25 protein-coding genes and 1 tRNA gene are annotated in these 19724 nt (G+C 55.3%); 6 read left to right on the top strand and 20 right to left on the bottom strand.

From position 1 onward, the window contains the following. The first annotated feature begins 112 nt into the window (after positions 1-112). Complete coding sequence (locus LCH64_RS24815) at positions 113-1048, top strand: LysR family transcriptional regulator (RefSeq protein ID WP_226501582.1); 936 nt, start codon at positions 113-115, stop codon at positions 1046-1048. A 3-nt stretch (positions 1049-1051) separates the two neighbouring features. On the opposite strand, the gene LCH64_RS24810 is transcribed toward LCH64_RS24815, so the two are convergent. The 7 genes from LCH64_RS24810 to LCH64_RS24780 all read right to left on the bottom strand — a co-directional run bounded on the left by LCH64_RS24810 (position 1052) and on the right by LCH64_RS24780 (position 8004). Further along, positions 1052-1417: a 5-carboxymethyl-2-hydroxymuconate Delta-isomerase gene (locus LCH64_RS24810; RefSeq protein ID WP_003222593.1), complete on the bottom strand. Its 366-nt coding sequence runs from the start codon at positions 1415-1417 to the stop codon at positions 1052-1054. Between the two features lie 53 nt (positions 1418-1470). Next, positions 1471-2679: a low temperature requirement protein A gene (locus LCH64_RS24805; RefSeq protein ID WP_226501581.1), complete on the bottom strand. Its 1209-nt coding sequence runs from the start codon at positions 2677-2679 to the stop codon at positions 1471-1473. A 175-nt stretch (positions 2680-2854) separates the two neighbouring features. Continuing rightward, on the bottom strand, positions 2855-3775 hold the full coding sequence (locus tag LCH64_RS24800; RefSeq protein WP_103485624.1) for a LysR substrate-binding domain-containing protein: 921 nt from the start codon (positions 3773-3775) through the stop codon (positions 2855-2857). 73 nt (positions 3776-3848) lie between these two features. Further along, positions 3849-5945, bottom strand: a complete 2097-nt coding sequence (locus tag LCH64_RS24795; protein WP_226501580.1) for a DUF6311 domain-containing protein — start codon at positions 5943-5945, stop codon at positions 3849-3851. Then, positions 5942-6328 carry a GtrA family protein gene (locus LCH64_RS24790; RefSeq protein WP_226501579.1) on the bottom strand — a complete coding sequence of 129 codons (387 nt, stop codon included), beginning with the start codon at positions 6326-6328 and terminating at the stop codon, positions 5942-5944. Before LCH64_RS24790 ends, LCH64_RS24795 begins: the two co-directional genes overlap by 4 nt. Then, entirely contained in the window at positions 6325-7035 is a 711-nt protein-coding gene (locus tag LCH64_RS24785; protein ID WP_226501578.1) for a class I SAM-dependent methyltransferase, read from the bottom strand. Before LCH64_RS24785 ends, LCH64_RS24790 begins: the two co-directional genes overlap by 4 nt. A gap of 3 nt (positions 7036-7038) precedes the next feature. Then, complete coding sequence (locus LCH64_RS24780) at positions 7039-8004, bottom strand: glycosyltransferase family 2 protein (RefSeq protein ID WP_226501577.1); 966 nt, start codon at positions 8002-8004, stop codon at positions 7039-7041. 275 nt (positions 8005-8279) lie between these two features. On the opposite strand from LCH64_RS24780, the gene LCH64_RS24775 reads away from it, so the two are divergent. Both LCH64_RS24775 and LCH64_RS24770 read left to right on the top strand, forming a co-directional pair. After that, complete coding sequence (locus LCH64_RS24775; RefSeq protein WP_007963291.1) at positions 8280-8471, top strand: DUF1508 domain-containing protein; 192 nt, start codon at positions 8280-8282, stop codon at positions 8469-8471. A gap of 154 nt (positions 8472-8625) precedes the next feature. After that, positions 8626-8832: a hypothetical protein gene (locus LCH64_RS24770; protein ID WP_003222579.1), complete on the top strand. Its 207-nt coding sequence runs from the start codon at positions 8626-8628 to the stop codon at positions 8830-8832. A 124-nt stretch (positions 8833-8956) separates the two neighbouring features. On the opposite strand, the gene LCH64_RS24765 is transcribed toward LCH64_RS24770, so the two are convergent. The 4 genes from LCH64_RS24765 to LCH64_RS24750 all read right to left on the bottom strand — a co-directional run bounded on the left by LCH64_RS24765 (position 8957) and on the right by LCH64_RS24750 (position 11455). Continuing rightward, on the bottom strand, positions 8957-9289 hold the full coding sequence (locus tag LCH64_RS24765) for a type II toxin-antitoxin system HicB family antitoxin (protein ID WP_226501576.1): 333 nt from the start codon (positions 9287-9289) through the stop codon (positions 8957-8959). Continuing rightward, positions 9286-9540, bottom strand: coding sequence for a type II toxin-antitoxin system HicA family toxin (locus LCH64_RS24760; RefSeq protein WP_226501575.1), 255 nt, complete (start codon positions 9538-9540; stop codon positions 9286-9288). The genes LCH64_RS24765 and LCH64_RS24760 overlap by 4 nt, the downstream gene beginning before the upstream one ends. 382 nt (positions 9541-9922) lie before the next feature. Next, positions 9923-10279, bottom strand: a complete 357-nt coding sequence (locus tag LCH64_RS24755; protein ID WP_226501574.1) for a hypothetical protein — start codon at positions 10277-10279, stop codon at positions 9923-9925. Positions 10280-10402: 123 nt separating this feature from the next. Beyond that, on the bottom strand, positions 10403-11455 hold the full coding sequence (locus LCH64_RS24750; RefSeq protein ID WP_226501573.1) for a hypothetical protein: 1053 nt from the start codon (positions 11453-11455) through the stop codon (positions 10403-10405). Between the two features lie 168 nt (positions 11456-11623). Between LCH64_RS24750 and LCH64_RS24745 the strand changes: the two genes are divergently transcribed. Further along, positions 11624-12376 (top strand): hypothetical protein, encoded by a 753-nt coding sequence (locus tag LCH64_RS24745; RefSeq protein ID WP_226501572.1) that lies wholly within the window; start codon positions 11624-11626, stop codon positions 12374-12376. Positions 12377-12467: 91 nt separating this feature from the next. Here LCH64_RS24745 and LCH64_RS24740 read toward each other — a convergent pair whose 3' ends face one another. After that, a complete protein-coding gene (locus LCH64_RS24740; RefSeq protein ID WP_226501571.1) occupies positions 12468-12821 on the bottom strand; it encodes a hypothetical protein in 354 nt (117 codons plus the stop codon). Between the two features lie 169 nt (positions 12822-12990). On the opposite strand from LCH64_RS24740, the gene LCH64_RS24735 reads away from it, so the two are divergent. Together LCH64_RS24735 and LCH64_RS24730 are read left to right on the top strand one after the other, a co-directional pair. Continuing rightward, positions 12991-13140 carry a hypothetical protein gene (locus tag LCH64_RS24735; protein ID WP_226501570.1) on the top strand — a complete coding sequence of 50 codons (150 nt, stop codon included), beginning with the start codon at positions 12991-12993 and terminating at the stop codon, positions 13138-13140. A gap of 122 nt (positions 13141-13262) precedes the next feature. Next, the gene (locus LCH64_RS24730) at positions 13263-13898 is read left to right on the top strand and encodes a hypothetical protein (protein ID WP_226501569.1); all 636 of its coding nucleotides are present in this window, start codon (positions 13263-13265) and stop codon (positions 13896-13898) included. 27 nt (positions 13899-13925) lie between these two features. On the opposite strand, the gene LCH64_RS24725 is transcribed toward LCH64_RS24730, so the two are convergent. The 8 genes from LCH64_RS24725 to dapA form a co-directional block, all read right to left on the bottom strand. Then, positions 13926-14918, bottom strand: coding sequence for an SMEK domain-containing protein (locus tag LCH64_RS24725; RefSeq protein ID WP_226501568.1), 993 nt, complete (start codon positions 14916-14918; stop codon positions 13926-13928). An 87-nt stretch (positions 14919-15005) separates the two neighbouring features. After that, positions 15006-15320 carry a hypothetical protein gene (locus LCH64_RS24720; RefSeq protein ID WP_226501567.1) on the bottom strand — a complete coding sequence of 105 codons (315 nt, stop codon included), beginning with the start codon at positions 15318-15320 and terminating at the stop codon, positions 15006-15008. A gap of 75 nt (positions 15321-15395) precedes the next feature. Further along, positions 15396-15584, bottom strand: a complete 189-nt coding sequence (locus tag LCH64_RS24715; protein WP_226501566.1) for a hypothetical protein — start codon at positions 15582-15584, stop codon at positions 15396-15398. A gap of 374 nt (positions 15585-15958) precedes the next feature. Further along, a tRNA-Ser gene (locus LCH64_RS24710) sits at positions 15959-16048 on the bottom strand. An 84-nt stretch (positions 16049-16132) separates the two neighbouring features. Next, the gene (gene purC, locus LCH64_RS24705; RefSeq protein WP_003222578.1) at positions 16133-16846 is read right to left on the bottom strand and encodes a phosphoribosylaminoimidazolesuccinocarboxamide synthase; all 714 of its coding nucleotides are present in this window, start codon (positions 16844-16846) and stop codon (positions 16133-16135) included. A 28-nt stretch (positions 16847-16874) separates the two neighbouring features. Continuing rightward, positions 16875-17636, bottom strand: a complete 762-nt coding sequence (locus LCH64_RS24700; RefSeq protein ID WP_102354439.1) for an MBL fold metallo-hydrolase — start codon at positions 17634-17636, stop codon at positions 16875-16877. A gap of 4 nt (positions 17637-17640) precedes the next feature. Beyond that, positions 17641-18756: an outer membrane protein assembly factor BamC gene (gene bamC, locus LCH64_RS24695; RefSeq protein ID WP_003222574.1), complete on the bottom strand. Its 1116-nt coding sequence runs from the start codon at positions 18754-18756 to the stop codon at positions 17641-17643. 17 nt (positions 18757-18773) lie between these two features. After that, positions 18774-19652: a 4-hydroxy-tetrahydrodipicolinate synthase gene (dapA, locus tag LCH64_RS24690; protein WP_226501565.1), complete on the bottom strand. Its 879-nt coding sequence runs from the start codon at positions 19650-19652 to the stop codon at positions 18774-18776. Positions 19653-19724: the final 72 nt, after the last annotated feature.

Raw genomic sequence — 19724 nt, 5'->3', positions numbered from 1 at the left:
CTGGCGACATTGAAACGTCCTACAGGGCTTTGTCCTGGCACCATCGTTCCGCTACGATCATGCGCACACGTTTGCGCGGATTCAGCGCAAGGAGCACAGCGAGACGGAACGGATGCTGAACAGTAACTTGCTTCGAAAGCTCGACATGCAGGACCTCATGGTGTTTATCGCCGTGTATGAGCAGAGCAGCGTCACGGATGTCTCGGAGACGCTGTGCGTCAGCCAGTCCACTGTCAGCTACTGCCTGAAAAAATTGCGTACCAGTTTCGAAGACGAGTTGTTCATCAACACCCGCACAGGCATGCGTCCCACCTACAAGGCCGGCACCATGTACGGCCATGTGCGGAAGATCCTCGAAAGCATCAACCTGTGCCACGCCGGCGCCCCGGTCTTCGATCCGACCCGGCAAGCGGTGACCTTCAATATCTGCGCCCCGGAATACTTCGAGCAACTGGTGTTGCCGCGCCTGTTGAAGCGTTTCGACTTCGACGATTTGCCGGTGGTGGTCAACATGCACAAGTTCGAGACCGACGTGCCTGCCGACGAATTGCGCGACGGCAGCCTCGATCTGGTGATCTGTTTCGGTCCCAACTTCCACCGCAGCCACACCGACCTCAAGTCGCGAATGCTGCTGGAAGATGATCTGGTCTGTGTCTTCGACAAACGCGCCACGCCGCTGGAGCCGCGGCTGAGTCTGCAGGCCTTCACCGAACGGCGGCACGTGTTCCCGACACCGTGGACCTCCACCACCAACATGGTCGACGGCTGGCTGGCGCGTCAGGCGCAAAAGCGGCAGATCGTCGCGCGCTCCAACAGCTACAGCGCGGCATTGAAGATGATTACCGGGACCGACTTCATCCTCACCCTGCCCCGGCGCATCCAGCGCCTGCTGACCAACGACGCGGTGTTCAATCACTGCGAGGCGCCGAACGGCCTGCCGGGGTTCACCCTCGACATGCAGTGGAGCCAGAACGCTGATCAGGACAGCGCCAACGTCTGGCTGCGCGAGCAGGTGATCAAGGTGTGCAGTGAGCTGGAAGCAGCCTGAGTCCTACACGCCGATGGCGGTCTTGGTGTAGGAATCGCGGTCGATATCGAGCAACTCCACGCACAACTGCACTTCGACCCCGGCCGGCCACTCGCACAGATCCTGCAACACCGCCAGCAGGCTCTCCGAGAGCTGCTTCTTGATCTGTGGCGAACGACCGCTGAGCAGCGCCAGCTTCACATGGACAAAAGCGCGCTCGCCCATACCGGTGCCGACCTTGAAGGTTTCGACCTTGACTGCGCGACTCTTGATGTCGAATTCCGCTGCGAACTGACCAGAACCCACCAGCGTATTGTTGAGCCGGATCAACGCCACGTCGGCATTGAGTTGCGGCAGATTGGCGGTGTATTCCAAATGCAGGTGTGGCATTCAAGTGCTCCAGTCAGTCGGCAGAAAGTTCGTACGTATACCACAGCACCGCCCTACTCTCCTGCGGCTTTTTCGGCGGTTATCGAGGCCGGTGTCTGACGCAATGCCAGGCTTTCCCACAGCGCAACGAGCACCACGATCGCCGTGGTCAGCGCCCCGAGCATCAACGCCGAAAACCATTGGTGCAACGCCAGCGGCAGTGCCAGCGCGAGCAACACCAGCCCCGCCACATGCGACAAGGGCGGCAGCGGCCGGTCGGACATGACCCACTTGAACAGCGCATTGCCCAACAGAAACAGCCAAGGCCCGCCCACGATCACCAGGATCCCGGCGTCACTGGCGTGATCCGGATGCACCAGCACCAGTTCGTCGGCCACCGCACTGACAATCACCCCGGCAACAATCAGCACGTGCAGGTAGGTGTAGGCGATGCGCGCCTGGCGCCCCGGGTCGCTCGAATGCGCGATGCGGTGATGGGCGCGCTCGGCGCCGCTGTCGAAGTACACCCACCACATGCCGATGCTGCCCAGTACCGCCACCAGAAACGCGATGACCCCGGTGAGGCTCAGCGTCAGTTCGGCAAAAGTCGCACCGGTGACCAGCAACGACTCGCCCAGAGCGATGATCACGAACAGTGCGCAACGCTCGGCCATGTGGTTGCCTTCGACGTTCCAGTCGCTCAACGACGAACGCCCCAGTCCCGGCACCCAGAAATACAGCGAAGGCGAGATCAGCTCGATCAACAGCGCCAGCGTCCAGCACAGTAGACGCTGCTGTCCGTCGAGAAAGGCTCCGGCGATCCAGAACACTGCGGAAAGCATCAACCACGCCAGAATCCGCTGGAAGTTGCGGGTCATGCTCAACGACTCGCCGCGCACCGCCCAGATCGCAAACAGCGTGCGCCCGACCTGCATGAACACGAACGCCGCGGCAAACATCAGCCCGCGCTCAGTGAAGGCCTTGGGGATCGAGGACGACAGCAGCAGACCGGCGATCATCAGCCCGAACAGGCCAAGACGAATCGGCAATTTTTCCGGGTCGAGCCAGTTGGTGATCCACGAAGTGAAAATCCATACCCACCACACCGCGACCATCAACAGCGCCACCTGCACCGTGCCCAGGATCGACAAATGCGCGAGCAGCGAATGCGAGAGCTGAGTCACGGCAAACACGAACACCAGATCGAAAAACAGTTCGACCATGCCGACCTTGCCACTGTCGAGACTGCCGCGCCCACGCAGCAACGAACGGGAAATGCTCATCGGACAAGTCTCCAGCCGGGGTCATTGCCATTGAGCAAAGCAGGCAGACCGGACGAACGCAAACCCTTGTAGGAGTGAGCCTGCTCGCGATGGCGTGGTGTCAGACAACATCAATGTCGGCCGCCCCCCCCTCATCGCGAGCAGGCTCACTCCTACAAGAGATTTGTGTTGGGGGTCAGGGCGCGGTCAGTGGCCGTTCACTCATGAACGCCTCAAGCCGCGAGCGCAGCCAGCGCTCGGCCGGATCGCTGTCGACATGGCTGAGCCAGACCATCGACAGATCCAGCATCGGCGTTTTGAACGGGAACGGTTCCTTGAACAGCAGCCCGGAGGCGGCCATGGCTTCGGCGGTATAGTCCGGCAGGCTGGCGATCAGATCAGTACCGGCCAGCAACGCCGGCAGCGCGCTGTATTGCGGCACCGACAACACCACATGCCGGGTACGGCCAATTTCCGCGAGCCATTCATCGGCATAGCCGCTGATGTTGGCCGTATGCGACACCAGCACGTGCGGACGTGCGCAGTATTCATCGAGGGTCAGCGGCGAATCGGAGGCATCGGCGCGCAGGATGCTCGGCTGGATATGCCGCAGCAGTTTGCGCTTGGCATTGGCCGGCAAACCTCGGGTCTGGCTGATACCGACGGTGATGTCGCCGGCGGCCAGCAGGTCGGGGATGCGCCAGTAGTCGACGTGTTGCACCACGAATACCACGCTGGGAGCCTCTTGGCGCAGCGCCCGCAACAACGGAGGCAACAGACCGAACTCGACGTCATCGGACAGGCCGATGCGAAACGTCATGTTGCTCACGGCCGGGTCGAAGTCGTGGGTCAAGCTCAGGGCCACAGACAGTGAGTCGAGGGCCGGCGACAGGTATTTGAACAGTTCCTCGGCCCGGGCAGTCGGCTCCATGCGATGGCCGACGCGGATAAACAGCGGATCGTTGAACATCGCGCGCAAGCGATTGAGCGCCGAACTGATGGTCGGCTGGCCGAGAAACAGCTTTTCCGCCGCCCGGGTCACGTTGCGTTCGAGCATCAAGGTCTCGAACACCACCATCAGGTTGATGTCGGCCTTGCGTAATTCATTTCGATTCATCCATTGCCCCCCGGTCCCAGACTGGAGGGCAGTGTAGAAAGGCCTTGGGTGTGGCGTCCATCACCACGATGGCTCAATCTACCGTCAGTTGCCTGATGCCAAGGGCCATGACCCTTGTATCGTCGTTGAGCCCCAACTGCTGCGGACTGATGGCGTCCGGCAGTTGCAGCTCGATCGTCAGTCGATCATCGTCCTTCAGGCGTTGACTGAGCGCAGCACTGATCGGAATGTCCAGACGGTTAGCCTGGAATTGCGTCAGTTGCGTGGACAGCACCTGCTGGCTATTCAAGCTCACAATGACCCGCTGGCCAGGGTGTTGTGGCTGGATGAATGCCAACGCATCGATGACGATTGAACGCGCTTGCGGCGACACCCGCAAAACGATTTGCGCCCGCTGCCCTTGTGACCATGTGCCCCAGTTCTCCGGCGTCGACCAGCCGTCGGCCAGTTGCCGCGTTTTATGATTGAACGTCAGCGCCTGCCCGGGTTGAAGAAGTGGAATCAACGACATCTGCCGTCCTTCATCATGGATGGACAGGCATTGAGCACAACGTTTCCAGCCAGGTGCGAGCACTACCACGCCATCCACTCGCGTCAGCAGGTCGGTGTCGCTGTTGATGCTTTTGGCGGCTGCCTGCACCACCTCATCGTCGAGGATGTACAGCGAGTCCGTGTCGTACTGACCCGACTCAAGCATGCCTCGAGCCTTCTGTTGGGCCTCGGCCGTCGCCGATGTACTCATGCGCCCCAGATAGACCGCGTCGGTTTTTATGCCGTGGGTGGCTGCGAAACCGGCCACCATCTGCCAGCGATCCGGCTGGTTCTGCGGCAGCAGAATACGCACCTTGGTGTAATGCGCAGCCGCGCTGGCCCAGAATGGATCCTGCATCGGCGTGCTCCAGACCGAGACTGGCGCGACCGTTTTGCCCTGCCTCAGGCCCATCCAGCCGTTACGGGTGTCGACCACTTGCACCGTCACCGCCAACGCCAGCAAAGCGATGGCCACGCGCGGACGATAACCGCGCACCACCAGGAAAATCAGGGTCAGACTCAGCGCATAGAACACGGGCCAGAACATTCGTCCCGACGCACGAAAGATATTCGCCAGGCCGACGATTTTTTTCGGCAGCGGGTAGTGAGCCGTCCATGCGCCGACTCCGATCTGGTTTGAAAGGGCAAACAGGAACAGGCCAAACAATGCCATCAACAGCCACGGCCTGGCACGTAGTTCATTGCTCACGGCCTGCTTGTTCCTCAGCCAGGCAATCAACGACAGCGGCGCTAACAACAGCACGCCCAGGCCGAGGTAATTGAAGCCTTCGTAGTCGCCACTGGCCTTCGGCAGATCAGGCAGGATCAACGACCAGCCCGCCGGGTCGACGGGCGACAGCAGATTCATTCGGTACAGACCGAAACCTCCGGAGGCCGCGCCATCGGCGATGGCAAAGTAGCCTGCCTGCCAGCAACACACACTCACCAGGGCGAAGAGCGTCACACCTTCAATCAGACTCTGGCGACGAGTCAATTGTTGGCTGAACGTCTTGCCGAGCAGATCCGCCACCCAGATCAGCGCGACCATCGCCAGCAAGTACGCATGCACCAACGCTGTCACCGCCAATAGCGTGCCCCACGCCAGACGGCGGCGATGCAGATTCGGCAGGAGGGCCAGATACAGTGCGGCGAGGATCAGAAAATGTCCGGCAAGGGAAAGGTGTCCGCCCATGCGCAGGAACATTGGCGGCGAAAACACCAGCAACGCGGTGCCCAGCAAGCGAATCAGCGGCTGGGCAGTTATCAGCCCGAGCAGTTTCCAGGCGAACCAGGCTTGCAGTACAAAACACGCAAGCAGCCACATTCCGAAATACTGAAAGGTCTCCGGCAGCCATGCGCTGAAGGGTTTGAACAGCAGCGCCAACAGCGGATTGGAGTCGGAAAAAATAATCGAACTGCCCAGTTCCAGCCCATAGAACGGGTTGAGTCCGACCGGAAACGTCCAGGGCGAATGCCGAAAGAATTCCCAGCCCAGATAATGCGTCGCTGGATCGCCCTGCTCCAGCCAGGCAATGTTTTGCGGATCCAGCGCCTGCGGCCCGATCACGACAAAAAACATCAGCGCACCAAACATCAGCGGCAGTAAAGAAAGTACCGAATGCTTTGGCGCGGGGCTCATCGATAGGTCCAGAAATTGTGCAAGACGAAGGTGAACGCTGGAATCGTCAGTGCCACCGCGACGATGCCCAACAGATAATTCAACCCGGCCATCTGCGCGGCCCAGGCGACAAACATCGCCAACAGAAAACCGCACGCCGATACCGATAGAAATCGCAGCAATGTTCTGCCGTGCAGTCGGGCCGAGAAACTCCAGGTGGTGTTGATCACGTAAGACACCACCGTCGCCACGGCAAACGCCACACCGTTGGCCAGCGGCGGTTGAGGCGCAACGAAATTGATGAACAGCACCGCCACCAGCGCATGCAGCGCGGTGACGAACAGACCGGTCACGGCAAAGCGCAGACCGCGCTGGATCAGCGCTTTCCTGTCGCTTGAGATCACGGTTTTTGCGCCAGCACAAACACGCTCAGGCCGGCCAGACGATTGTGGCCCATCAACGGCAGTTCAAGACTGCAAAGAGTCTTGAGCACGCCGTTGACCAGCGGATGATGGCGCTTGAGCTGAGACTGCGGCGCTGCGGCCTGCGGCCCTTTGGGCAGCAACCGCAACGCCGCCGCGATCGGAAACACCGCGCCGAAAAAGTAAGCGCCGCGCTGCACGCTCAAACCGGCGTCACGGGCCAGGGTTTCAAACTGTGGCAGGGTGTAACGGCGCTTGTGCTCGAGAAAGTCATCGTGACCACTCCACAGGAACTGGAAGGCCGGCACGGTCATCAGAAAACGGCTGCCGGACGGCACCTTGTCGACGTAAGCCTTGAGCAGACCGAGGTCGTCATCGACATGCTCCAGGACGTCCATGAGCAGCACCAGATCAGCGTCGACGGCTTCGATGTCGCGGCGGTAATGCACCGGTTTGCCGGCGGTGGTCGCATCGGAATCGGCGGGGTAACTGATGTCGACGCACCACGCCTCGCGCGCAGCGGTTCGAGTCAGCAGGTGATGGGAGAAGAAACCCGAGCCGGCGCCCACGTCGAGAATCCGTGTGATCGGTGCATCACCGAGCACACGCCGAGTCGCCGCCGCTTTGGAGCAGTAATACCAATGCTCATCGATACTGTCGCCGAGGATGTCGGTTTCCTTGAGATCCATGTTTCAGTCCTTGGGGTCGTAGACGCGACGCACCAGAAAAACCGGCCGGCGTTTGGATTCAATATAAGTGCGGCCCAGGTACTCGCCGAGCACGCCGATGCCGATCAGTTGCAGGCCACCGAGGAACGTCACAGCCACCATGAGCGAGGCATAACCGGGCATATCGACGCCATGGATCAGCGTGCGCACCACGATAAAAATGGCAAAGGCAAAAGACACCAATGAGACCGCCGCGCCGATGTAAGTCCAGATTCGCAGAGGCTCGGTGCTGAAACTGGTGATACCTTCCAGCGCGAAATTCCACAGCCGCCAGCCGTTGAACTTGCTCTGCCCCGCCACACGCTCAGGACGCTCGTAATCAACGTGGGTGGTGCGAAACCCGACCCAGGCGAACAGACCTTTCATGAAGCGCCGGGACTCGGGCAAGGTCAGCAAGGCATCGACCACGCAACGATCCATCAGACGAAAATCACCGACGTTTTCCGGCAGCGGCTGCTCGGCGATCTTGTTGTGCAAACGATAGAACCAGTGCGCCGATGTCTGTTTGGCCCAGGTGTCGCTGCGGCGGCTGATGCGGTGACCGAGCACCACTTCATAGCCTTCGCGCCAACGCTCGATCATTTGCAGGATGACTTCGGGCGGGTCCTGCAAGTCGGCGTCAATGGGGACAACGATCTGCCCGGAGGCGATCTGCAGGCCAGCGGACAACGCCGCCTCCTTGCCGAAATTGCGGCTCAGATCGACGATGCGCAGACGCGCGTCGTGCTGCTGACGCTCCAGCAGCCGCTCAAGTGTGGCATCAGTGCTGCCGTCATTGACGAACACCAGCTCCAGCTCGATCGACGGCTGATGCTGAAACACTTCGTCAATGCGCAGGATGAATGCATTGAGACTGTCCTCCTCGTTAAAAACGGGGACAACCAGCGATAACCTGACCCGTGTGGCCTGTGGCGTTCCGTGCTCAGTCAATGGAGTGCTCTTTTTATAGTGATTGTCGGTCGTCGAAGATTTTCGACGCCATGAGCCGTCCCGTATTAAGCAGTAGCGCCGATAGCCTTGCAAGGTGGAATTGGCGACATTTTGGCCAATCCAGACGCCGATGCGTGCGCTCTAGTCCGCACTCTTCAGAAACATCTGCCAACGATTGGAAACAAATGCCCGATAGCGAAAAAAACTCGCTCCGCTAGGCTTGCGACGATGCGCCACACAGGTTGTCGCAAACACCATCGCAAGGAGCGAACTGAATGTATTTCGAGATCTACCGCCAATCCAGAGGCACCCCGAGCACCGGCAAAGGCCAATGGCGCTGGAGGCTGCGGGCGGGCAACCACGAGACGATTGCCAGTGGCGAGTCCTATGTGAACAAGGCCGATTGTTTACATGTGATCGAGTTGATCAAGGGTGTGCAGGGAGAGACACCGGTGAAGGAGATCTGACCGCGCCGCCCGGCATGGCGCCGCGTCCTACAGCCTCTTCCTTTTTTGCCTGACTCACTGGCGAAGCACTTTTGCGCCCCTACGCTCTTCAGCGTATGGGGCGATCCAGCCCTGTTCCGCCACATGACATTCAACTCAAAAAAGGAGCCGCACCATGGCTAGAGACAAAGCGAAAGACGACAAGCACTTCAACTGCACCCAAACGCACGAAGCCGACTACGTCGCCAGCCTATATCCGCACGCCAGGGACGAAGTGAAAACCTTCCTGGCCTCGGCTTGCAAGGACAACACCCTGCGCAACTCGACGCACAAGCAAGTGTATGACCTGATCAAACAGAAGCTGGGGCACTCGCAACCGTGAGTGACTGAGGCGGGTGCTCGATAAAACCCGCAGAAACAAAAAAGCCCCGTAGCTTCTCAGCTACGGGGTTTTTTGCTTTGTTCGGGAACGGCGTGAATTAGACCTTGTCGTTACCAGAATCAAGCTAGGCATGGGTCTCTCGGTCAAGAACATCCGCAACCCACTGATTGATGCTCTTTTGAGCCAATTGCGCTTTTACGGCAACAGTCGCATGAAGAGCTGGCGCCAAACGCAGACTGAGGTTGCCCGAATAAGGCTTTTGCGGGGCTCGACCCAATTTGGCGCAAGTCTCCAGATAGTCAGTAACAGCCTCTTCAAACGCTGACCGAAGCTCTTTTACAGATTCGCCATGGAAACCTACGACGTCCTTGATCCCTGCGATATGGCCAACAAAAAGACCATCTTCATCGCTGTATTCAATTCGAGCGGCATACCCGTTGTAATTCATCACATTCATGGAGTGACTCCTGCTTGTTCAAGAAAAGCCCGAGCATCACGAACCTGATAGGGCTTTGCTTCTTTATCCGGGTGAGGCCGGTGGAACGTGGCGACCACGCCTCTCAATTCAAACCGAACTCTCGATCCATTGCCCTCCACGGTTTTGGCCCCGAGCGCGTTGAAAAGAGACTCGATGCGCGCCCATTCCAATGTAGCGGGGGTGGGTCGTGAAAATATAGCTGCGAGCGTACCGAGCTGTTTGTTGTTCATAGTATTACACCATGATACCGCGCAGGAAAAATTGGCAATCGCGATTCATACCGCTGATCCGTGAAGCGCCCTTTGAATAAACGGACAACGCCGCTCTCCAGGCTTGAAAAGCGGCGTCTTTTTGTCCTGATTCCGGTGTATATCGGGCACGCAAATCAGGATAGGGAGTGATTTGAGATAGAGCTGTAGGCAGACTCCGAGAGTTACGTACGAACAGGCATAAATCGACCTACGTTCGATTATCGACTTTTCAACCTCGGGTTCCGGCGACAGGACTTGCTCACTACTCAAGCGAGCAGAAACAAAAAAGCCCCGCAGCTTCTCAGCTACGGGGCTTTTTCTATGTATGGCGGAGAGATAGGGAAAATCTGCCACCAGCCTCTCAGCCCTCTAAACGCAAGCCCCGCAAGGGTTTCGCTTCAGTTTGGTACAAAATACTGGTACAAAACAGTATCTCTACCGCACAGCAGGCGTGCCCCATATGGCAGCAGACAATCTTATCCTCAAAGCAGGCACTTGGCACGCCAGATACGTCATCCCAGAAGACCTGCGCGAGTATTTCGGTAAGAGCCAATTTTCCCAGTCTCTCAAGACAGGCTCCAAGGCTGAAGCTCAGAATCTGAAAGTCCCTCTCACCGAACGACCTTGTACTGGCGATGGTTTGCTTCGGCTCGGCACCCTCGGACAAGGCATAGCAGGACACTCCTTCAAGCTCCATCGAGGTCTTTTCAACGTTCACGTTGAATAGCTTTACCTTTTCGCCGTCGCGATGTGTTTTCTAATTAATTGGATTTTGACAGATGTTTTCAATATCCACCTATTGAAATGAAACCATAAAAAAGCCCCTTATTTGGGGCTTTTATTATGCCTTCTCCGAGCTTATCGCTCGCCAGACCTTCGTCAAGAATCCTGCCTTGGCATCTTCCAATTTGCCCTTCAAGGTTTTGATCTCGTTAACCCTGTTCGTATACGCCGTCTTGTATTTTCCAAGCTCGGCTTTCAGATCTTCAACGCTTTGAGTCAGCTCAGTGGTCGAAGCCTCAAGACCAGCTTTATCCTTTTCCAACAAACCTTTCGCATGGGAAAAGCCATCCCGCTCCTTGCCCACCGCCTCAGCGAGCGATTCGGCTTCACGAAGCTTATTGAAAAGAAATGTGGTTTCGCGCTTGTTTTTCTCGACCAGAGCTATCCGATCCCTCTCTGCCTGCCGTGCGAAATCTTCATGGAATCTGGTGCTCACCGGGTCAGAAAGCACTTTGCAGTACAACTGCCGAGAAACGATTTCAGAAACCTGCTGATAGCGCCTCTCAAGACTCCCTTCTACATCATCTTTGTTGATGTACTTCTCAACCTTGATGCTGTCAGTAATTTTGATTTCGATGATGGGGATTCCGTGGTCACGGAAATCGACAACCTTCTGCATGCCGCATGGGTTCGAATAGTAGACCTCAATCGCCACCTTCCCTCCCCACTTCTTGTAGTAAGGATTGTCGGCTGTGAACTCGCCATACAGGTCAGGAATGTAGCCATTGCCGTTCCCGAATTTTAACCGGGTTTCCTCAGCTACGAGGCGCGTGAAGGTGAAGGGAACGATCTCATTATCAATGACGAAATTGATCGTTTCGAGCTGGGAAAGGATGGCTATGAGACAGGCATGGGAAAGGGATTCGCCATCACTGTCACCAGTTCGAGTCATCGGATCAAGGTTCTTGTACCGGAAATACCCATTCTTGACGGCAACCATCTCACGGCGCTTTTCCTCTCGGCTGTGGGTACTGAAGAAGGTCAAAGCGCTGAATTCAGAGGGGTTCAGGCGGCGCATCTTGAGGACTTGCCAGATGAAGAACAGCTTGTAGCGACCATCCTCCCGATTGATGAAGCCGTTTACCCCTTTCGCACACGCCCAAATCTTCATGCCGCTCCCTTACGTTGAAACGCTCTAGATCGGACCATACCAGTGCTCGACGAAGGTTTCAAAGCGTGGCAGGCTCACGATTTCCTCCTATTGAGGATCACGCCACGTATCACGCATCAGGGTAAAGCAGGCAATGTGCTTGCCTACCACCACATAGGGAGATCCAACGTGAAGCATGAAGAGCTGAATTCAATCTTTGCCAAAATAGACGATTGCGACTTTGTTGGTGCTAAAGCCGAGCTTCACAAACTAGCACAGGAGCTAGCCCATAAGGGCGAACTAGAATACTCTGATTTCCTTGCCGATTATGCATATCGATCCTCAAGAAATTTTGGTAACGCGCAGCAAACGATGCCAAGATCGGAAATAGATAAGAAATTCAAGGCTCTCGATCAAAAATACGAAGATTTAGTTGGGAAGCAAGATAAAATTCTCTTCGACGCATACGAGTATTTTAAGGAACATGAAAAAATAGCGACAACCACGCAATCATATAGAACTTCATTTTCATGGTTTAACATAGAGCACGACGATAATTTTCCATTTATCGACGCCTGCATGAAAAACGAAACGCAAAACCATATAACACTCGAAAACGTATCTACCGTCTTTATCAACCAGCTAAAATTCTACGCACGATTACAAAAGGCAGGCACTACGACCCTTTTCAATTACGGTCAAAGAATCACCAACATAGAAGCGGGGAAATTTTGGAGATACGTGGAACTTCGTAAGAATTCCATGGCACAGAAAAATGCACTTGACGAAATTGATGTAATTTCTGAAAAGCTAAAAGAGCTAGAAACCCAAGCAAATGAAATCCGCAGCTACTATTGGATAAACGATCATAGCTCAACGGAATTCAGGAACGATTTCACAGAGTGTCTTGAAGAATTTCATAAGACGCAGGCAAACAGCTAGGCAACGACGATACAAGGCTCAGAAATCTTGCCAGATCAATCCATACGAAAGGCAGAACGTCACCAATGATCTGCCTTTCATTGAGCGTTAGTCAGTAACCCAGCGTATCTTTGGTCTGCTTGCAGGTCGCTAAGCGACCGCGGACCTGCCCTGTGAGCATGCGGGTTTGCATCGACTGATAGGCTTTGGTCGAGCTGTATTGCTGCTTCACAGCATCGAGCTTGTTCTTCGCTTCGGTCATCTGCGTCACGCAGTCATTAATGTCCTTCTTCGTAAGGGTTCGCGTGCCTGCCTCATTGAACGTGCCCTGTGGACGGTTCTCATACATCTTCTGAACCTCCGTAAGGCTTGCCAGCGCAGCGGCTTCATCTTCGTTGCTTGCAGCCCACACAGAGCCGCACATCACCAACCCAATCATTCCTGCTGCTACGTACTGCTTGATCAATGGAATCTCCCTTTGTCATTGATGGGTTGTACGCTCCCCGCGCCCCCTCAGCAACAGGCTACCGTCATAGCGGGCAATCCGTAATGACTGCCATAGGCTATCATCAAGGAACGCTGCGCCTGAAAACTCTCGGCGCAACCACCCAAAGCTTGAAGACAAGGAATGTGTAATGAGCAAGGTTTACCCCATTGAAGATGATGTTCCGCTACCGCCTGATGAGGATGAGAAAAAACCAGAGAAGGACGGATACTCAACCACGAAGGAGAACGTAATTACAAAGACGATATGGCTGATCTCGTGGTTCAAATGCTGGATTTAAAAATTGAAGAAGGTGACATTGACGAACTCGACTCAGCGGCGCGTTTCAACGCCTGAACTATCTAGGCTAAGGCATGCCCGTCCTCGAGTAAGGGAACCGACAACCCTGAGATTCAACGTCTCATGTACATCCAGTCTGTGTTGCATGACATAAAAATCACGAACTACACGCCATCGGCAGCCCTCAAGGCAGAAGCACATGCGATGCTCGATGCTGAGCGTGACAAGCTGATCGAAGCGAACAAAGATAAGGTCAAGAAGCACCTTGAAGCTGTGCAGGCTCAACCAGATGCCAAACCGAAGCTCCTCTACCTTCGCACGAATCGTAAGCTCGACGTAGACGTAGACCAACGTCCAAAGCTCTACGGGCTTCTGTACGGCGTGAAGATGGGCATGGAGCCGGACGCCTTCGCTCACATGGACAAGCTCACCCTCACCAAGGCAGAGCAGAAGAAGGTCATAGAACACTTCGCTAGCGCGGAAAATGTAACCTCTGTCGAATTGGCGGACATTCTGAGACGTGCCGGTATAACCCTCGATGATGATCCATCAGCAGAAGAGCGTCAGAAGGCTCCAATAGCTTCAACCCATGCGAGCCAACCTCCTGCACCGGCTATCTCTCCCGCGAGTCCAGCACCTGTCACCGGACCGGCAACCTCGACCAGTCCTGCAGGTTCGTCAGCACCGGCAAAAGCGACACCACCAGTCAGCAAACCGCCGAAGGCTGGCAGTGACCCTAACCGTAGAATCAAGCCGTAAACGAAGCCCCTAGACTGGGGCTTATGTTTATGCAAATTTTGATGTATCTGTGTTTATAAAAAAATCACGCAGATCTTCCTGATCATCATCTAGAAAATCTTTGACTGCAGCGACAAAATTTATATCTGATTTCTCTCCATAATAAAATAGCCTGTATACGGTAATCTGATCTTCATAAGTTGATGGACTATAATTTTCTTCGTACTCAACCAAACCTCTTTGGGCTAAAGTTCGTAACGCGCCGGAAATACTACGACCAAACTCATCCTCGACAACATCAACAGAAATATACGCTCTATCGGTATCGCCTTTTGAACGCCTTGTTTTATTTGGAAATTTACCCTCGGAAACCATGAAGAAAAGAAGCTCTCTTAGCTGACTTGGAAGTTTACGCAAAAGCTTAATAAAATCATTCATCTCTCTTATTGCGTCATCCCTATCTTCATCATCAACCCGGAGATGCTTGAGAAACCTCTCGAAAGAATCCGAGCCGTTTGGTGCTAATAGCGGCGCTCGTAAAATACTTCCAGCACCACGACTTTCATTCATTTGAGTAGAAAAATATTGTTCAAATTCTTCAAGGTCGCGATCAGGCATCTCATCAATGTCTTGAATGAGACTTTTCAAGGTGAAAACCTTGGTCCTCACATCAGGATCTTTTTTGGTAATATTATTTTCACCAATTAGCAAAAATCGCAGCTCGCGAAATTTATCGTCCAGTTTCTTCTCTTTATATTTCTCAAGAGTATGATTATATTTTTCGTTTGTGCCCGATGATGTGATTTGATAGCAAATGCCTGAGCCTTCATCGCCCAAATCAATAGCGGGATAATTTCTTTGAATTGAGTTCATGTTCTGGAGCTGCAAATCGTAAACACGATTCAAAACGCCCATGAACAATGGCTCTGCGCTTTTGTTTATATCTAAGAAACCTACGGCGTTCTCAAATAAGACCTTATCTGAAAATCGGGTGAACATACCAATGATGTTTTTAATTATTTCTTCGCGTTTGATAGCCATACACAAAATCCCTATGTCATAATGACCCGATTGTAACTCAGCGGCAGGTAGTCGCACAACGCCACTACAAGACAAGAAAACCGCCATTTAGGCGGTCTGCTTCTCCATCTCAACAAGCATCTTGATTTGCTTATGCGTTACAAACGAACCATCACATAAAAGCGTCACATCCTTGTTCTTAAATTTCCTGACTGCTAACCCTATCTCTTTCACTACTATCAAAGGCACGTCAGCAGCCAAATGCACGGCATAATCCTCTAGAAGAATTAGACAGTCATCATTATAGTCTTTTAAGGTGTTACCGGATTTTTTGTATCCGTGTCGGGTAGCTATTTCAGTAATGGAATCGTAAAGTGGAGCGAAAAATTCGACATAATCTTCGAGCGTGTAGAATTTAATCATTTCAGTATTATTTGGTTATGAATCAAATTCTACCAAATGAAAAAACCAAAATTCGCCTTAACGGCGAATCTTTCCTCACATTTTTAGTTTTGATCGAATGGGTTTTCTTTCCTCAACCAGTTCGACCACAGGTGCTGGTTCAGCGAAACGCTTCTGAATCCTTGCTGCGTATGAATTTTCGAAATCCCAAAACCTTTGCGGCACGATGAAATCGTTCTTAAACCCTTTGATGTACGGATTGAGCGCAATCCATGTGTTGGGCATGTCTATCTCACGGAAGCGGTCGAACGCTTCGCCTTTGAGATTCTGGAGTTCATCAAGGGTTCATGCGTATCGATCCTACGTAGAGATGCCTCTGTGAAGCGTTTTGAGCGATTTTCAGCCCCCACCCTACCGGATTTGTCACGGGCATGCCGAAGCGCCTTACAACGTCTTAAATTCGCTCCGATATGAAGTGGACCTACCTGTGAGCTTGGCTTCGACAGGACAGATCAATGATCCCCAGCAGTTGGTCAAATTCTGCGCAAAAAAAACCCCAATCCGAAGATCAGGGCTATTTTATTTTGGTACAAAGCGTTGGTACAAAACGCTTTTTCCAAACCTCTGCAAGTGCTTGATTTACAAAGGTTTTAAAGGTATGGCGGAGAGATAGGGATTCGAACCCTAGGTACCGGTGAAGGTACAACGGATTTCGAATCCGTCCCATTCGGCCACTCTGGCATCTCTCCAACGGCGCGCATCATAACAACACTTCTGCGGAAAGCAAACCCTCTTTCGCAAATTTTCTCCGTGCTATCAGATGCTTGCGTCGATTAAAGCGGTACACCCAGACGCTTGGCGACTTCTTCGTAGGCTTCGATGACGTCACCGAGGCCCTGGCGGAAGCGGTCCTTGTCCATTTTCTTCTTGGTGTCCTTGTCCCACAGACGGCAGCCGTCCGGGCTGAACTCGTCGCCCAGGACGATCGAGCCGTCGCTGAACACGCCGAACTCAAGCTTGAAATCGACCAGCAGCAGGCCGGCGTCGTCGAACAGTTTGCTCAGGACTTCGTTGACCTTGAGCGACAGTTCTTTCATGCGCGCCAGTTGCTCGGCGGTGCCCCAGCCGAATGCCACGACGTGGGATTCGTTGATGAACGGGTCGCCCTTGGCGTCGTCCTTCAGGAACAGTTCGAAGGTGTACGGGTTGAGTTTCATGCCCTCTTCGACGCCCAGGCGTTTTACCAGGCTGCCGGCGGCGTAGTTACGCACGACGCACTCGACCGGGATCATGTCGAGTTTCTTCACCAGGCACTCGTTGTCGCCCAGCAGTTTGTCGAATTGGGTCGGAATGCCGGCCGCTTCGAGTTTCTGCATGATGAAGGCGTTGAACTTGTTGTTCACCATGCCTTTGCGGTCGAGCTGCTCGATGCGCTTGCCGTCGAACGCCGAGGTGTCGTTGCGAAACAGCAGGATCAAGCGGTCAGCGTCGTCGGTCTTGTAAACCGATTTGGCTTTGCCGCGGTAGAGTTCTTCACGTTTTTCCATGATGGGCTCCGCTTGCTAAGTAGATGGGCTAGGCGATATGGCGCCAGTCGAGCCCTGAATCTTGATCGGCCAGTTGCAGCCAGTCCGGGTCGCACCCAAGGGTGTCGACGAAACATTGCCGGGCCAGCTGCGGCAGGTTGTTCTTGCTGCTCAGGTGGGCGAGAACCAGATGCTGCAAGCCCTGCCACCCCAACTCGGCCACCAGGAATGCCGCCTGATGGTTGTTCAAATGTCCCAGCTCGCCGCCCACCCGTTGCTTGAGAAAGTACGGATAGTGACCACGGGCCAGCATGTCGCGGCAGTGGTTGGACTCGATCATCAACGCATCGAGATCCCGATAGCCGTCCAGCACCCGCTCGCAGTAGGAACCCAGGTCGGTCAGCAGGCCGAAGCGCCGCTGCTCGTTATCACTGAATACATACTGTGTCGGCTCTTGCGCATCATGGGCCACGGCAATGACCCCGATGTTCAGTGCGCCGATCTGCAGCTGCTCGCCGCCGGCCAGAAAGCCTGCGGGTTCGATCGGTTTGCGCATCCCGCGCAGTGTGCCGCGACTGAGGTAGACCGGAAGATTGTAGCGCCGAGACAGCAAACCCACGCCATGCACGTGGTCGGCATGTTCGTGGGTTACGAGTATCGCGCTCAGTTGCGCCGGGTTCACACCCAGGCGCAACAGGCGTTTTTCGGTTTCCCGCAGGGAAAAACCACAATCCACCAGCACATACGTATCAGCGCTGGCGATCAGCGTGCCGTTCCCTTGGCTACCGCTGCCGAGAACGGCAAAGCGCATGTGATCAGCCCAGGTTGTCCTGAATCACGCTCAACACTTTGCGTGCCACATCGGCAGGCGCAACGGTGTTGATGTTCTTCTCGACGGTCACCTGAACGTTTTCACCGACCTTGCTCAGGCGAACCTGATAACGCTCGGCGCGGGCTTCAACTTCTTCCTTGGTCGGCGCACTGCCGAACAGGCTGCTGAAGAAACCAGGCTTGTCGTCTTTCTTCTCGGCTTTTTCGGCCAGGTTGATGTAGTACAGGCCCAGGCTGCGGTTGATGTCTTCAACGCGCCACTGACCTTGCTCCAGCGCACGACCGACGCTCGACCAGGCACGATCCAGATCCGGACCGACGTTCAGTACCGGGTTGCCGCTGCCGTCTTCGCTGAGGCTGACACGGCTTGGGGTATCGAAGTCACGCGAAGCCAGCATCGACACCGAACCGCCCTTCTCGGAGATCCGGCTCATGCTCGCGAGCATGTCGTCGACCAGCGCGGCGTCCAGGCCAGTGTTGACCGAACGGTTGGTGAAATCGACATCGGCGGTGCTGCCGGCAGGACGCTCGGCGCTGACCACGTAGATTTCACTGGTGTTGCGCTGCACGCCTGGCTCGATACGCACCCGCACGCGGGTTTCGCTGTCGGCACCGACACCGGCTGCGCTCAGGCGCTTGGCCATGGCGGCGGACAGTTCGTCGGAGTGCTGCCATTTAGTCGTGAACTCGCCGGTTTGCGGGCGCTGTTCATCCAGACGGAAACCGTTGTCCTGGAAGAACTGCACCGCCACTGGCCAGACTTCGGCCGGCTGATGCTGGGCCATGACCCAACGCGAGTCGCCGCTCTTCTGCAACGAGTAGTCGGTCGCGTCGGCAATCGCCGACAGCGGTTGTGGACGCGGCACCACGTATTCGCCCTTGGCGGTGTCATCAGCCACGTTGCGCGGGATCGGCAACAGCGGATCCAGACGCTTGGAGGTGCTGACATTCGGTGGCAGTTGCATCGGTGGAGTCTGTTGCGCTTCCAGGTAATCGCTACCACGGTCACGGAAATAACCTTCCGGGCCCCAGACCCATCCGCAGCCACTGGTGCTGGAGATAATCAAGGCAAGTGCGGAAAGTCCGGCCATTCGCTTCATGCGTTGTACTTCCTCAATTAAACCAGGACGCTGCACTGGCGCAGGGCCGTGCGAAGCGTTTCATGACAAGGAGCGCTCAGCCAGGTCAGCGGCAAGCGGATGCCTTCGTGCATCAGGCCCATTTCAACCAAAGCCCACTTCACCGGAATCGGGTTGGCTTCGATGAACAGGTCCTTGTGCAGCGGCATCAGTTTTTCGTTGATTGCCCGTGCGGTGTCGGCGTCGCCATTCAGCGCAGCCTCACACAGATCAGCCATTTCGCGCGGGGCGACGTTGGCGGTCACAGAGATATTGCCTTTGCCGCCCAGCAGGATCAGCTCGACCGCGGTCGGATCATCGCCGGACAGCACGATGAAGTCCTCGCTCACGCCGTCGATGATGGCTTTGGCGCGTTTCAGGTCGCCGGTGGCTTCCTTGATACCGATGATGTTCGGCACAGTGGACAGGCGAATCACGGTCTCGGCCTGCATGTCGCAGGAGGTGCGGCCGGGAACGTTGTAGAGAATCTGGGGAATGTCGACCGCTTCGGCAATGTGCTTGAAGTGCTGGTACAGGCCTTCCTGAGTCGGCTTGTTGTAGTACGGAACCACCAGCAGGCAGGCATCGGCGCCGGCTTCCTTGGCGTTGCGGGTCAGTTCGACGGCTTCGCGGGTCGAATTGGCGCCGGTACCGGCGATCACCGGAATACGGCCGGCAACCTGTTTGACCACGGCTTTGATGACGGCGATGTGTTCTTCTACATCAAGGGTTGCCGACTCGCCGGTGGTACCGACCGCGACAATGGCATGGGTGCCGTTTTCAAGGTGGAAGTCCACGAGTTTTCGGAGGCTGTCCCAGTCAAGACGCCCTTGTGCATCCATGGGTGTGACCAGTGCCACCATACTGCCCCGAATCATGAAAACGCTCCTGCCGGAAAAAGAGAGCGGTAATGGTACTGGCGCCAAGATGCTTGCACAAGCGAAGTACTG

This window comes from Pseudomonas sp. MWU16-30322 (assembly GCF_020515535.1).
Lineage (GTDB): Bacteria > Pseudomonadota > Gammaproteobacteria > Pseudomonadales > Pseudomonadaceae > Aquipseudomonas > Aquipseudomonas fluorescens_H.
This window is presented reverse-complemented; position numbering and strand designations above follow the sequence as displayed.

What these genes read in the sequence shown, in the direction of transcription:
- LCH64_RS24815 (WP_226501582.1), top strand. Translation starts at nt 113, where the DNA reads ATGCTGAACAGTAACTTGCTTCGAAAGCTCGACATGCAGGACCTCATG.
- LCH64_RS24810 (WP_003222593.1), bottom strand. Translation starts at nt 1,417, where the DNA reads ATGCCACACCTGCATTTGGAATACACCGCCAATCTGCCGCAACTCAAT.
- LCH64_RS24805 (WP_226501581.1), bottom strand. Translation starts at nt 2,679, where the DNA reads ATGAGCATTTCCCGTTCGTTGCTGCGTGGGCGCGGCAGTCTCGACAGT.
- LCH64_RS24800 (WP_103485624.1), bottom strand. Translation starts at nt 3,775, where the DNA reads ATGAATCGAAATGAATTACGCAAGGCCGACATCAACCTGATGGTGGTG.
- LCH64_RS24795 (WP_226501580.1), bottom strand. Translation starts at nt 5,945, where the DNA reads ATGAGCCCCGCGCCAAAGCATTCGGTACTTTCTTTACTGCCGCTGATG.
- LCH64_RS24785 (WP_226501578.1), bottom strand. Translation starts at nt 7,035, where the DNA reads ATGGATCTCAAGGAAACCGACATCCTCGGCGACAGTATCGATGAGCAT.
- LCH64_RS24775 (WP_007963291.1), top strand. Translation starts at nt 8,280, where the DNA reads ATGTATTTCGAGATCTACCGCCAATCCAGAGGCACCCCGAGCACCGGC.
- LCH64_RS24770 (WP_003222579.1), top strand. Translation starts at nt 8,626, where the DNA reads ATGGCTAGAGACAAAGCGAAAGACGACAAGCACTTCAACTGCACCCAA.
- LCH64_RS24765 (WP_226501576.1), bottom strand. Translation starts at nt 9,289, where the DNA reads ATGAATGTGATGAATTACAACGGGTATGCCGCTCGAATTGAATACAGC.
- LCH64_RS24760 (WP_226501575.1), bottom strand. Translation starts at nt 9,540, where the DNA reads ATGAACAACAAACAGCTCGGTACGCTCGCAGCTATATTTTCACGACCC.
- LCH64_RS24750 (WP_226501573.1), bottom strand. Translation starts at nt 11,455, where the DNA reads ATGAAGATTTGGGCGTGTGCGAAAGGGGTAAACGGCTTCATCAATCGG.
- LCH64_RS24735 (WP_226501570.1), top strand. Translation starts at nt 12,991, where the DNA reads ATGAGCAAGGTTTACCCCATTGAAGATGATGTTCCGCTACCGCCTGAT.
- LCH64_RS24730 (WP_226501569.1), top strand. Translation starts at nt 13,263, where the DNA reads ATGTACATCCAGTCTGTGTTGCATGACATAAAAATCACGAACTACACG.
- LCH64_RS24725 (WP_226501568.1), bottom strand. Translation starts at nt 14,918, where the DNA reads ATGGCTATCAAACGCGAAGAAATAATTAAAAACATCATTGGTATGTTC.
- LCH64_RS24720 (WP_226501567.1), bottom strand. Translation starts at nt 15,320, where the DNA reads ATGATTAAATTCTACACGCTCGAAGATTATGTCGAATTTTTCGCTCCA.
- LCH64_RS24715 (WP_226501566.1), bottom strand. Translation starts at nt 15,584, where the DNA reads ATGCCCAACACATGGATTGCGCTCAATCCGTACATCAAAGGGTTTAAG.
- purC (WP_003222578.1), bottom strand. Translation starts at nt 16,846, where the DNA reads ATGGAAAAACGTGAAGAACTCTACCGCGGCAAAGCCAAATCGGTTTAC.
- LCH64_RS24700 (WP_102354439.1), bottom strand. Translation starts at nt 17,636, where the DNA reads ATGCGCTTTGCCGTTCTCGGCAGCGGTAGCCAAGGGAACGGCACGCTG.
- bamC (WP_003222574.1), bottom strand. Translation starts at nt 18,756, where the DNA reads ATGAAGCGAATGGCCGGACTTTCCGCACTTGCCTTGATTATCTCCAGC.
- dapA (WP_226501565.1), bottom strand. Translation starts at nt 19,652, where the DNA reads ATGATTCGGGGCAGTATGGTGGCACTGGTCACACCCATGGATGCACAA.